Raw genomic sequence first — 13,297 nt, forward strand, 5'->3', positions numbered from 1 at the left:
CGCATACCGGCATCGAGATGCGAGATGACCACATGACCAGAGCACTCATCGTCGTGGACGTGCAGAACGATTTCTGCGAGGGCGGCGCGCTGGCCGTCGCGGGCGGTGCCGCGGTCGCCGCGCGCATCACCGAATACCTCGGCGTCTCCGATTACGCCGCGGTCGTGGCCACTCGGGACTTTCACATCGATCCCGGCGGGCACTTCTCCTCGGAGCCGGACTTCATCGACACCTGGCCGCCGCACTGCCGGGTGGGCACGCCCGGCGCGGAATTCCACCCGAATCTGGCCACCGGCCCCATCGAAGCGGTGTTCTCCAAAGGCGCCTACAGCGCCGCCTATTCGGGTTTCGAGGGCACCGCCGAATCCGGCGAGAGTCTCGCGGACTGGTTGCGCAACAAGGGAATCGACACCGTGGACGTGTGCGGTATCGCCACCGACCACTGCGTGCGGGCCACCGCACTGGACGCGCGCGCCGCGGGCCTGCACACCCGGGTCCTGCTGGGCCTGACCGCGGGGGTGGCCCCCGCGACCACCGCATCGGCCCTGGACCGGATGCGCACCGCCGGAATCGAACTCGCCGGAGCGCTGGAGTCCTGAGCGGAGCGACCCACAGGCTAGGCCACGCCCCGAAGGCGCACCAAAGGGGGGATTCATCCTGCGGGCGCAGACGCACCCGGCTAGTTTGTCCGTGTGAATTACTCGACCGACCGCCATCGGGTCGGACGCGCCATCGCCGATATCACCGGGGAACCCGCCGGAGCCGGGCTACCCGGTACCGGAGCACTCGATTCGATATCTGCCGGGGTTCGTATCCGGCTGCGCTCGCGCGCCTTCGTCTTCGCGGATCCGATCACCGACCGGCGCGTGCTGCTGATCGTCAACGACCTGTCCCTGACCGGGTCGGGCCTGTCCCGGGAGGTGCTGCGCCGCCTGGCCACCCGCTTCGACGGCGCCTACACCGAGGCGAACGTACTGATCACCGCGACCCATACCCATTGCGGGCCGGGCGGTGCGGCGCGACACCGCTCGACCGACGGGATCACACCGAGCACGTTCGCCGCGATCGTCGACGGCATCGTCGAGGCGGTCGAGCAGGCGCACGAGGACGTGGCGCCGGCCACCCTGCGCCTGTCGCGCGGCGAACTGCGCACGGCCACCGTCAACCGCTCGCGGGCCGCCTTCGACCGGAATCCGCAGGAGGACAGGGACTTCTTCCCCGAGGCGATCGACCCGCAGACGACGCTGCTGCGCATCGATCGCGGGGAGCAGCCGGTCGGTGCGATCAACTGGTTCGCCGCGCATCCCGCGCAGGCGGCCGGCCCGAGCACGCTGATCGGCTCCGGGGCCAACGGATATGCGGCCTATCACTGGGAGCGGGTCGTGGAGGGCGTGGACTACCTCGCTGATCCCGATCCCGATTTCGTCGCGGCCTTCGCCCAGACCAATGCCGCTGACATGTACCCCGTTTCGGACACTCCCGCCGACGAGTTCGACGCCGCACGCGTCCAAGGGGCCCGGAAGTACGAGGCCGCCGCCGCGCTGGCCGATGCGTACATGCCGCGCATGGCCGGTGACATCGACTTCCGCCACGTGTATATCGACCTGTCCGCGGCGACCGCGGCCGCGGAGTTCACCGGGGACGGTCACGAACATCCCACGGGTCCACCGGCATTGGGCGCGGCCGCGTTCACGGGCGGGTCGTTCCGCGGCGCGATGGGCTGGGCTTCTTTTCAGGAGGACCGGAATCCCTTCTGGGAGTGGATCTCCCGGAACGTGCGGTACCGCTTCTCGCAGAAGCTCGGGGATGCGCATGCGCCGAAGACGATCGCGGCGGCGGGTAAAATGTTCGCCCGGTACGCGCCGTTCGTGCCCAATGTCGTTCCGGTGCAGCTGATCCGGATCGGCGAGCTGTATCTGCTCGGCATCCCGGGCGAGGTGACCATCACCGCCGGACTGCGGTTGCGGCGCACGGTAGCGGCCGTCGTCGGCGCCGAGGTGGGCAACGTGCTGGTCGTCGGTTACGCCAACGGGCACGCGCAATACTTCACCACCCCCGAGGAATACGACGCCCAACGGCTGGAGGGGGCGAGCACGGTGTTCGGGCGCTGGCAACTGCCCGTCGTGGCGCAGGCCGCGGCGCAGCTGGCCACGGCGATGCACAAGGGCGAGTCCGTGCCGCCCGGCGCCGCCGCGCCGGCCGCCCCGGCCGACCCGCCGGAGCAACCGACGACCGCGAAAACCACGCCGCCGCCGGACTTTCCGCCCGCGGGCCACCAATTCGGCGATGTGATCACCCAGCCCGCCGCCGCGTACCGCCCGGGTGAGCCGGTGCTGGTCGAATTCGCGGGCGCGCATCCGAACAACGATTCGCATCGCGGCGGCACGTACCTGATGGTGCAACGCCAGGACGCGGGCCGCTGGCGGATCGTGGCCGACGACGGCGACTGGGCGACCACCTTCGCCTGGTCGCGCGGTGCGGCCTCGAGTTCCACGGTCACCATCCGCTGGGACCCCTCGTCCGACGCCGAGCCCGGCACGTATCGCATCCGGTATTTCGGCACGTCCAGGAGCCACCTCGGCAAGCCCACGTCGTTCGCCGGCACCTCGGCCGAATTCCGGATCCAGGGCAAATAGGCGTACCTCCGCATCCTCGGCGGCCACGGCTCTCCCGACCGATCCGCGTGCCTGTCGGACGGTGGAAGTAGTCTTCGTGGGTGCCCGAACTTCCGCCCGTCCCAACCCTGTTGACCACCGCCGTGGAGGCGCTCGGCGGTAAGGCGCGCAAGGGCCAGCAGACCATGGCGGCCGCGGTCGCGCACTCGATCGATACCAAGGAGCACCTGGCCGTGCAGGCCGGCACGGGCACCGGCAAGTCGCTGGCCTACCTGGTGCCGAGCCTGCGGCACGCGGTGGAGTCCGGGCGCACGGTCGTGGTGTCGACCGCGACGATCGCGCTGCAGCGCCAGCTGGTCGACCGGGATCTGCCGCGCCTGGCCGAGGCGCTGGCGGGCCCCCTGGGCCGCCGCGCGAAGTTCGCGATCCTCAAGGGCCGCGGAAATTATCTGTGCCTGAACAAGATCAACAGCGTGATCCCGGACGAGGAGCCCGAGGCCGAACTGTTCGACGCGTTCGCGATCTCCCGGCTGGGCCGCGAGGTACAGCGCCTGAACGAATGGGCCTCGGACACCGAGACCGGCGACCGGGACGAGCTCTCCCCCGGCGTCACCGACCGCGCGTGGCGGCAGGTGAGCGTGTCCGCCCGCGAATGCCTGGGCAAGTCGCGCTGCCCGTTCGGCACCGACTGCTTCGCCGAGCGGGCCCGCGCCGAATCCGGCCAGGCCGATGTCGTGGTGACCAATCACGCCCTGCTGGCCATAGACGCCATCAGCGGCATCCAGGTGCTGCCCGAGCACGACGTGGTCGTCATCGACGAGGCGCACGAGCTGGTGGACAGGGTCACCGGGGTGGCCACCGCGGAGCTGTCCACCGCCGCGATCAGCGCGGCCGCCAAGCGCTGCGCCAAGCTCATCGACGAGCAGGAGGTGGATCGGCTCGAGGGTGCGGCCGAGGCCTGGCACGAACTGCTCGAGGAGCTGCCGCCCGGGCGCTGGGATCAGCTGCCCGGCGGCGCCGGCCCGGTGCTGGCGCTGATCCGCGACGCGGCCTGGAACGCGCGCACGGCGCTGTCCCCTGGCGGTGCGGCCGCGCCGCAGGGCGATCCGGAGGCCGCCGCGTCCCGCAATATCGCACTCTCGGCCGTGGAGGACGTGCACGACGCCGCGGTCCGCGCGCTGACCACCTTCGACGAGCAGGACCCCGCCGCGCGCCGCGATGTGATCTGGCTGGCCGCCGACGAGGTGCGCGGCATCGCCCGCCGCACCCTGCACATGGCCCCGCTCTCGGTCGGCGGGCTGCTGCGCAGCCGCCTGTTCGGCACCTCGACGGTCGTGCTCACCTCGGCGACGCTGCAGGTCGGCGGCTCGTTCGACGGGCTGGCGATCACCTGGGGCCTGCCCGCCCAATCGCCCAACAAGGTCGACCCCGCCCTGGCCAACGGCGGCGAGGCGCCGTCGGATTCCGATGTGGTGCGCTGGAATTCACTGGATGTCGGTTCCCCGTTCGACCACGCCAAGTCCGGCATCCTGTATGTCGCCAAACATCTGCCCGCGCCGGGCCGCGACGGCCTGTCCCCGGCCTACCTGGACGAGATCCAGCGGCTGATCACCGCCGCGGGCGGCCGCACCCTGGGCCTGTTCTCCTCGATGCGCGCGGCCAAGGCCGCCACCGAGGCGCTGCGCGAGCGCCTGGACACCCCGGTGCTGTGCCAGGGCGACGACGCCACGGGCGCGCTGGTGCGCAAGTTCGCCGACGATCCGGAGACCTCGCTGTTCGGCACGCTGTCGCTGTGGCAGGGCGTGGATGTGCCCGGGCCGTCGCTGAGCCTGGTGATCCTGGACCGCATCCCGTTTCCCCGCCCGGACGATCCGCTCCTGGTCGCCCGGCAGAAGGCGGTGGAATCGCGCGGCGGCAACGGCTTCATGGCGATCGCGGCCAATCATGCGGCGCTGCTGCTCGCCCAGGGCACCGGGCGGCTGCTGCGCAGCGTCGACGACCGCGGCGTGGTGGCGATCCTGGATTCGCGCCTGGCCACGGCCCGCTACGGGTCGTATCTGCGGGCCTCGCTGCCGCCCTACTGGGAGACCGCCGATCCGGAGGTGGTGCTCAAGGCGCTCGAGCGCCTCACCGCCGGGGCCGCTACTTCACGGCGAGGGTGATGAGCGCCGCCACGGTGCCGAGCACGATCGCCCCCAGTCCCCACCCGATGCCCTGACGCTGCCACAGCCGCCCGTGGTCCAGCGAGATCCGGCCCGGGCCGGAGAATCCCAGCGTGGCCGCCGCGACGATCAGCAGGATCCCCGCGTACGAGGCGATCAGGCCGTGCGGCCAGGTCACGTGCACCGCGTTGATCATGCTTCCGATGACGATCGCCGCCGCCAGCGGGGTCAGCAAGCCGAGGATGAGCAGGGTTCCACCGGTGAATTCGCACAGTCCGGCCAGGGTGCCGAACAGCTTGCCCGGGTGATATCCCATCTTTTCGAAGCCCCCGGCCGTGCCCGCCCACCCGGCGCCGTGGAACCAGCCGAACAGCTTCCCGCTGCCGGAGACGAACAGCAGACCTCCGGCGCCCAGGCGCAAGACGAGCAGACCGATATCGATGCCCGCGGACTCGGCGCCGAGTCCCTCGGGCGCTGTGTGTGCGGTGCCGGGGGTGACTGTCTGTGGCCTCATGGCGGTGGGTCCTCACGATCGTACGAACGGATGCTCCCGGGCGGGAGCGACGATGTGGATCGCGATCTGAGGGTGAATACGATACAGCCCGCCCGGCGGTTCGACCGGGCGAGAAATTACCTGTTGGCCAGGAAGAAGAAGTAGCCCAGGAAGATCACCGCCAGCACCCACACCACCGGATGCACCTCCCGGCCGCGCCGGCGGGCCACCATTGCCACCGGATAGAACAGCAGCCCCAGCGCGATGCCGTTCGCGATGGAGTAGGTCAGCGGCATCATGATCACGGTGATGAACGCCGGTATGGCGTATTCCAGCTTGCCCCAGTCGATCTGGCCCAGCGAGCGGGCCATCAGCACGCCGACCACGATCAGCGCCGGCGCGGTCACCGACGGCGCGTCCGCGACGACGGCGAAGACCGGGAAGAAGAACATCGCGATCAGGAACCAGCCCGCCGTCGACACCGCCGTCAGGCCGGTGCGGCCTCCGGCGCTGACGCCCGCGGTCGATTCCACGTAGGCGGTCGTGGTGGAGGTGCCGATGATCGCCCCGGCGGCGGTGCCGATGGAATCGGACGCGAACGCCTGGGCCGCGCGCGGCAGCCTGCCCTCGGGAGTGAGCAGCCCGGCCTGGTTGGCGATGCCGATCAGGGTGCCCGAGGCGTCGAAGAAGTCGACGAACAGCATGGTGAGCACGACGATCGCCATCTGCCCGGTGAACGCGTGCGGCAGGTTGACGATCGCCTGCCCGAAGGTCTGCTCGAGCCCGTGCGGCAGGGCCACCAGGGAGTTCGGCAGCGGCACCAGCCCGCTGACGATGCCCACGACCGCGGTGACGACGATGCCGTACAGCACCGCGCCGTGCCAGCCGATCACCAGGAAGATCACCGTCGCCAGCAGCCCGAACAGGGCCAGCAGCGTGGTGCCCCTGGTGAAGTCGCCCAGGTGCACGAAGGTGTCCTTGTTCGCCACGACGATGCCGGCGTTCTTCAGTCCGAGGAACGCCACGAACATGCCGATTCCGGACCCGACGGCCAGCTTCATCTGCATGGGAATGGCGTCGACGATCTTCTCGCGGATCTTGGTGACCGCGAGCACGAAGAAGATCACGCCCGACAGCAGCGTGCCCGACAACGCGACCTGCCAGTGGATGCCCATGCCCAGCACCACGGAGTAGGCGAAGAAGGCATTGAGCCCCATCCCCGGCGCCAGCGCGATCGGGTACCGCGCCCACAGGCCCATCACCAGCGTGCCGACGACCGCGGCCACCGCGGTCGCGGTGAACACCGCCTGCATCGGAATGCCCTTGGCGCCGAGGGCGCCGTGATCGCCGAGCACCGACGGATTCACGGCCAGTACATACGACATCGCGAGGAAGGTCACGGTCCCGGCCATGATCTCGCGCTTCTTGGTCGACCCGAGCCTGCTGATTCCGAAGTAGGCGTCGATACGCCCCTTCCATCCCGACTGGACGTCGATACTCATCTGCTGTTCTCCACCTCGGCCGGAAGGACGTGCCCTGAGCACCGTATATGTCCCGGTTGGGGGCAGCCGCACCCGGTCCCGCGAATGGCAGGCAATCAAGATCAGCACGGCCGACCCCCGCGACCACCGGGGCTTGCAACCCTCGGGCAATCCGGGGCGGGCCCATCCGTCACCTCGCTGACCACCCGGAGGAATACCGAGCCGAATTCTCCCGGCTCGCGAACACCGGGCCTCCCCACAGCCGAAGTGAAACATATTCGCTCCGGACTGCGAGGGGATCGCGCTCCCAGTTGTCAACACCACTCGACAATCGCGCGGGATTCCTCGCCGCATCATTCCCGAGCGGCCAGCTACCCGACCCAATGGAGGACCGCGCGCCCGCCTACCGATGGGGTAGCCGAATAACTTTCGACAGCCCATCCACATCATCCCGAAGGCTTTGCAGCGCATCGCTTTACGGTGCACCCCCGGCATTCGCGCCGATACGGCACGGCCCGGACGCGCGGCCGAGCGCCGGGAACCACACGAACGACCCACGCCAACGGCCGCTAACATACGAACCGCGGCGGCGAAGTACGAACGAGCACAGCGGATTCGATGCGCAACCCTCGAGCAATTTAAAGAAGAACTTGCCTCATATTTGCGAGTTCTTGACCGATCTTGTTAGGCCCGTTACAAATACGTTATCCGCCGAACCGAGCTCTCGAACCGGCCGAGCGAGAAGTGCAAGTGTGGTTACCGAAATCGTCGATGCGAGTGCCGATCTCGCGATCGCTCCCCGAGATTTGTGGGATCGTCTGTCCGATCCCCAGACCTATGCCCGGATCCTGCCCGGCATCGGCGCCTGCGATCTACTCGACACCCTCGACGGAACGCCGATGTGGCGCATGCGCATCGGCGGCGAGGACACCGAGATCCGCGTCCTGGACATCCAGGTGATCGTGCGCCCCGAGGCCGACACGATCGAACTGCGGTGCGCGCAGACGCGCAGTTTCGCAGGGATCCGGGTGCACGGCGGGACCGACCACACGCGCGTCGCCATCACCTGCGTGGCCCCGGACCGGGTGCATCCGCTCGTGCCCGATCTCTCGAACTCCATGGTGACCGACTGGATCCACGCCGGGCTGCACCGCCTGGTCGACCTCGCGCACGGTGCGGAAACGTCGGTGGTGACCAATGGCGAGGAGTCGTCGGTACGCACGCAGGCCGACGTCGCACGGCGCATCATGTCCACCGGCGTGCTGCGCAGCCTGCGGCCGGATCGTATGGTCAAGCAGGTCGGCGGCCTGATCACCTTCGGATTCACCCTCGCGGGCGGATACGCCGCCGGGAACGGACACTCCCCGCGTCGCCCGGCCATCATCGACAGCCGGGGCTCGAGCACGTACGGCGAGGTCCATTCCCGCACCCAGGCGCTGGCCAGCGCCCTGGCCGAGCTCGGTATCGGCGAAGGCGACACGGTCGGCGTACTGGCTCGCAACCACACCGAGATGATCGAGATAACTACCGCCGCAGGAAAGCTCGGTGCCGACTGCATCCTGCTCACCACCGGCCTGTCCGCCGAGCGGATCACGCGCATCGCCGAGATGCACCGCATGGCAGCGGTATTCGCCGATCCGGAGCTGCAGGGCCGGATCGCGCACCTCCCGCCCGAGGTGCACCGCTTCACCACCGTCGAGAATCGCGACCGCCGGGACGAAACCAGTGTGGAGGACCTGATCGCCTCGGCGAGCGGCAGATTCGACAAGCCGGAGCACCCCGGACGACTCATCGTCCTCACCTCGGGCACCACCGGCCCGTCGAAGGTCACCGTGCGCCCGCATCCCACTGGATTCTCGGCGATCGCGGCGCTGCTCTCGCGCCTGCCGTTCGAGATGCAGGAGACCATGCTGATCCCGGCGCCGCTGTCGCATTCCTGGGGCCTGGGGGCACTGCACCTGAGCCTGTCGACCCGATCGACGGTGGTGCTGCTCGAACGCTTCGACGCACAGGAGTGCCTGCGGCTGATCGCCGAGCACCGGGTCCGCACGCTGATCGCCCTGCCGATCATGCTGCAGCGCATCCTCGACCTGCCCGACTCGGTGCGCGAGCGTTATGACACCTCGAGCATGGAGGCGGTGATCTGCGGCGGCGCCACCCTGCCGTCCGCGACGGTGCTGCATTTCACCGAGATCTTCGGCGAAATCCTCTACAACCTCTACGGATCCACCGAGGCCTCGTGGATCACCATCGCCGAACCGTCCGATCTGCGCATTTCGCCGGCCACCGTCGGGCGGCCGCCGCTGGGCGCGAAAATAGCCGTGCTGGGCGATGATGCACGTCCCGTGCCCGTCGGGGCGACCGGCCGGATCTTTGTCGGTCACAACATGTTGTTCGACGGCTATACCGATGACCCGCCGCCCGACGAAGTGGACGGCATGATGGACACCGGCGATCTGGGGTACCTCGACGCCGCCGGGCGGCTGTTCATCGCGGGCCGCAGCCAGGAACGGGTCGTCTCCGACGGCGAGACCGTCTTCCCGCGCCCCGTCGAGGAGGCGCTGGCCGCGCTGCCACAGGTCGGCGAGGTCGCGGTGGTCGGCGTCCCGGACCGCGACCTCGGCCAGCGGCTGGCCGCATTCCTGGTGACACACGAGGGATTCGGCATGGACCCCGACATGATCCGCGTCTACATCCGCCAGCGGCTGGGCCGTCTGGCCGTCCCCCGCGACATCATCTTCCTCGACGCCCTGCCCCGCAATGCGGCGGGCAACGTGCTCAAGCGAGCCCTGGTGCGGGCGTAGGGGATCCCGTCGTTCCGGCACGCCTTCAGCCGGGATCTCCTGCGTCCCTGGAGTTCTGGCCGACGGCGTGCCGCAGGGGGCCGGTCAGGGGCTGGGCGTGGCAACCAGGCCGAGTTCGGCATCACACGACAACAGGGGGTGATGCGGGAGGACACGGACCGTGTAGCCGACCGCGCCCGACAGCGGAACCGGGGTGTGCACGGTGTACAGCTCACTGCCCGAATCGTTTCCGGCGTGGGACATCTCGATGGTGGTGACCTCGCTCAGGTCGTCGTCCGGGGAGACGCGGCCCAGCACGGCCTGCACCACCACGTCGCCCGTGGCCAGGCCGCCCAGGTCGATGCGGGCGCGCAGGGTCAGCTCGTTCCCGATGACGGGGGTACCGGCCAGCCCGGCGCTGTCCACCTGAATGACCTTCACCTGCGGCCATGACGATTCGATGCGGCGGCGGTACTCCGCCAGCTCCCGTGCACCCGCGAAATCGTCCTGTGCCACAGCGGAATACGCCGCGGAGGCCGGCATGTAGTAGTCGACCGTGTAGTCGCGGACCATCCGGGAGGCCAGGACCTTCGGACCGAGGGTCTGCAGCGTGTGGCGGACCATTTCCATCCAGCGCACCGGCATGTCGTCGTGATCGCGCTCGTAGAAGCGCGGCAGCACGGCGCGTTCGAGCGTCTCGTACAGGGCCGCGGCCTCCAGATCGTCGCGGCGGTGTTCGTCGCGCACGCCGTCGGCGGTGGGTATCGCCCAGCCATTCTCGCCGTCGTACATCTCGTCCCACCAGCCGTCGCGGATGGACAGGTTGAGCCCGCCGTTCAGCGCGGCCTTCATCCCGGAGGTGCCGCACGCCTCCAGCGGGCGCAGCGGATTGTTCAGCCACACATCGCATCCCCAATACAGGTAGCGCGCCATCGACATGTCGTAGTCCGGCAGGAAGACGATGCGATGCCGCACGCCGGCCTCGTCGGCGAAGCGCACCACCTGCTGGATCAGGCCTTTGCCGCCGTCGTCGGCCGGATGGCTCTTGCCCGCCACAACCAGCTGTAGCGGTCGCTCGGGATCGGTCAGCAGGGCCCGCAGCCGATCCGGATCGCGCAGGATGAGGGTGAGCCGCTTGTAGGTCGGCACCCGGCGCGCGAAACCGATGGTCAGCACGTGCGGATCGAAGGCCTCGTCCACCCAGCCCAACTCGGCAGGCGCCGCACCGCGCTCGAGCCACGACGCGCGCAGCCGCCGCCGCACCTCCTCGACGAGAATGCCGCGCAACGCATTCCGGGTGGACCACAACTCGCGCAGGTCGACATCGCGCAGCCGCTCCCAGCCGCGTGCCTCCTCCACCAGCTCGGGCCCGACGAATTCGCGGGCCTTGTCGATCCATTCGCGCGCGGCCCAGCTCGGCGCGTGCACGCCGTTGGTGACCGAGCCGATCGGCACCTCGGCGGCGTCGAATCCGGGCCACAGCGGGGCGAACATGGCCCGGCTGACCTCGCCGTGCAGCTGCGATACGCCGTTGGCGCGCTGGGCCAGGCGCATGCCGAGGTGGGCCATGTTGAACACCGACGGATCGGCCTCGCGGCCCAGCGCCACGATCCGGTCCACCGAAACGCCCGGCAGCAGCGGGGATTCGCGCTCGCCGTGGGCGCCACCGAAGTACCGGCGCACCAGCGCCCCGGCGAACCGGTCGATCCCGGCGGGCACGGGCGTGTGCGTGGTGAACACCGTCCCGGCCCGCACCGCGGCCAGCGCGGCATCGAAATCCATTCCGGCGGCCATGAATTCGCGGATCCGCTCGATACCGAGGAATCCGGCGTGCCCCTCGTTCATGTGGAACACTTCCGGATCGGGCAGACCGTGTGCCCGGGTGAAGGCGCGCACCGCACGCACCCCGCCGATCCCGGCCAGGATCTCCTGCTTGATCCGATGGTCCTGATCGCCGCCGTACAGCCGGTCGGTGACCAACCGCAGCTCCGGATCGTTGTCGGCGATATCGGAATCCAGCAGCAGCAGCGGAATCCGGCCCACCTGGGCGATCCACACCCGCGCCCGCAGCACCCGGCCCTCGGGCATCGGCACGTGCACCAGCACGGGGTCCGTGTCGCCCGCACTGGTGAGCAGTCGCAGCGGCAGCCCCTGCGGATCGAGGTCCGGGTAGTGCTCGCGCTGCCAGCCGTCGGCGGTCAGGGACTGCCGGAAATAGCCTGAGCGGTACAGTAATCCCACGCCGATGAGCGGAAGCCCCATGTCGGAGGCCGACTTCAGGTGGTCACCGGCCAGAATCCCCAGTCCGCCCGAATAATTCGGCAGCACCTCGGTGACACCGAACTCCATCGAGAAGTAGGCGATGCAGCGCGGGCCGCCCTCCTGCCTGCCGAACCACCGCGGCCGGGTGAGATAGTCGCGCAGATCGGCGGCGGCCGCCTCGACCGCCCGCAGGTACGCCTCGTCGGCCGCGAGCTCGTCCAGCCGCGCCGCGGGCACCTCCCCCAGCATCCGCACCGGGTCGCGCCCCAGCTCCACCCACAGCCGCCGGTCCAGTTCGGCGAACAGATCCTGTGTCGGCGCATGCCAGGACCAGCGCAGGTTCGTGGCGAGCTCGCCGAGGGCGGCCAGCGGCCCGGGCAGATGGGCACGGACGGTGAAACGACGCAATGCCTTCATCGGCAGAACCTTACACGGAACAGGTGTCGGGCACGGGTGCATGCCCGTCACCCTGATAGGGCACCTGACCAGCGGAATCCCGCCGGGAGCCGACCGAAACAGCGGTCGGGAGGCGAATCGGTCGTCGCGCACGCCGCGGCGACCGATTCGCGGCGGTCAGCCCTTCGGCTGCCCGATGGTGCGGTCGAGCAGAGCGAACAGCTCGCGGTAGTGCCGCTCCGCGGCCTCCTCGTGGTAGACCGAGGTGTCGATCTGTGTGTAGCCGTGGGCGGCGCCCTCGTAGACCTCGGTCTTGTGACGAATACCGGCGGCGGCCAGGGCCTTGTCGAACTCCTCGATGTGCTCGGGGGTCATTCCTTGGTCGTTGTCGGCGAACGCGAAATACAGCTCCGCGGTGACGGATTCGAGCGCCCGATGCGGGCTGTCCGGCCCGTCGAGGACCAGGTGTCCGGTGTGGAAGCCGGCCCCGGCCCCGATCCGATCGGGATGCGCGGCGGCGGTCTGCACCACCAGGCGCCCGCCCATGCAGTACCCCGTCGCGCCGACCGGCCCCGCGGTGATCTTGTCCGAGGCCGCCATCCAGTCCAGATACGCACCCGAGTCGGACTTCACCACGTCCGGGGTGAGCGACATGATCAGGGGCATCAGCTGCCCGAAGACCTCCGGCCGGGCCTCCAAGTCGATAAATTCCGGCAGGTCCAGGACCGGGGCGCGGCCCGCCCGGTAGAACAGGTTCGGAATCAGCACGCTGTAACCGTGCGCGGCGATGCGGTCGCCGAGGTCGCGCAGGGCGGGCCGCAGGCCGAAGGCGTCCTGGAACACCAGCACGCCCGGATGCGCGGCGCCGTCGTCGGGGTAGGCCAGGTAGGCGTCGGCGACCCCATCGGGTGTCGGAATATCAACCGTCGTGCCGTGCACTGCTGTCATAGTGGATCCTCTCCGGTCGTCGTCACAGTCGGTCGTCCCCCCAGCGAAGTAGAGGCGACCGTTCCGCTTCGGTCTTACCGCCCCGCGCCGATTCCTGCCACCCGGCAGCGATCAATCAACGCCGTCGTCATGATCATCGCCGAAATACCGGTACGGT

Annotated in this window: 8 protein-coding genes; 4 read left to right on the forward strand and 4 right to left on the reverse strand. The window is 69.4% G+C overall.

Annotation, left to right across the window (positions count from 1 at the left end; genetic code table 11):
• Positions 1–32 precede the first annotated feature (32 nt).
• From ABH933_RS36025 to ABH933_RS36035, 3 genes are all read left to right on the forward strand, one after another.
• On the forward strand, positions 33–599 hold the full coding sequence (locus ABH933_RS36025; RefSeq protein ID WP_429424148.1) for an isochorismatase family protein: 567 nt from the start codon (positions 33–35) through the stop codon (positions 597–599).
• A 93-nt stretch (positions 600–692) separates the two neighbouring features.
• Positions 693–2,636: a neutral/alkaline non-lysosomal ceramidase N-terminal domain-containing protein gene (locus ABH933_RS36030; protein WP_429424146.1), complete on the forward strand. Its 1,944-nt coding sequence runs from the start codon at positions 693–695 to the stop codon at positions 2,634–2,636.
• Positions 2,637–2,716: 80 nt separating this feature from the next.
• A complete protein-coding gene (locus tag ABH933_RS36035; protein ID WP_429424144.1) occupies positions 2,717–4,777 on the forward strand; it encodes an ATP-dependent DNA helicase in 2,061 nt (686 codons plus the stop codon).
• Here the strand turns inward: ABH933_RS36035 and ABH933_RS36040 are convergent.
• Together ABH933_RS36040 and ABH933_RS36045 are read right to left on the reverse strand one after the other, a co-directional pair.
• A complete protein-coding gene (locus ABH933_RS36040; protein ID WP_215922804.1) occupies positions 4,758–5,291 on the reverse strand; it encodes a DoxX family protein in 534 nt (177 codons plus the stop codon). The two genes, ABH933_RS36035 and ABH933_RS36040, sit on opposite strands and share 20 nt — an antisense overlap.
• Before the next feature lie 116 nt (positions 5,292–5,407).
• Positions 5,408–6,772, reverse strand: a complete 1,365-nt coding sequence (locus tag ABH933_RS36045; protein ID WP_429424142.1) for an NCS2 family permease — start codon at positions 6,770–6,772, stop codon at positions 5,408–5,410.
• A 731-nt stretch (positions 6,773–7,503) separates the two neighbouring features.
• Between ABH933_RS36045 and ABH933_RS36050 the strand changes: the two genes are divergently transcribed.
• The gene (locus tag ABH933_RS36050) at positions 7,504–9,555 is read left to right on the forward strand and encodes an AMP-binding protein (protein ID WP_429424140.1); all 2,052 of its coding nucleotides are present in this window, start codon (positions 7,504–7,506) and stop codon (positions 9,553–9,555) included.
• Between the two features lie 84 nt (positions 9,556–9,639).
• Here ABH933_RS36050 and glgP read toward each other — a convergent pair whose 3' ends face one another.
• Positions 9,640–12,213 (reverse strand): alpha-glucan family phosphorylase, encoded by a 2,574-nt coding sequence (gene glgP, locus ABH933_RS36055; RefSeq protein WP_429424138.1) that lies wholly within the window; start codon positions 12,211–12,213, stop codon positions 9,640–9,642.
• Positions 12,214–12,369: 156 nt separating this feature from the next.
• Complete coding sequence (locus ABH933_RS36060) at positions 12,370–13,140, reverse strand: dienelactone hydrolase family protein (RefSeq protein ID WP_429424136.1); 771 nt, start codon at positions 13,138–13,140, stop codon at positions 12,370–12,372.
• Between the last annotated feature and the right edge of the window lie 157 nt (positions 13,141–13,297).

The sequence above is a fragment of the Nocardia sp. GP40 genome, assembly GCF_050434125.1.
Classification (GTDB): domain Bacteria; phylum Actinomycetota; class Actinomycetes; order Mycobacteriales; family Mycobacteriaceae; genus Nocardia; species Nocardia albiluteola.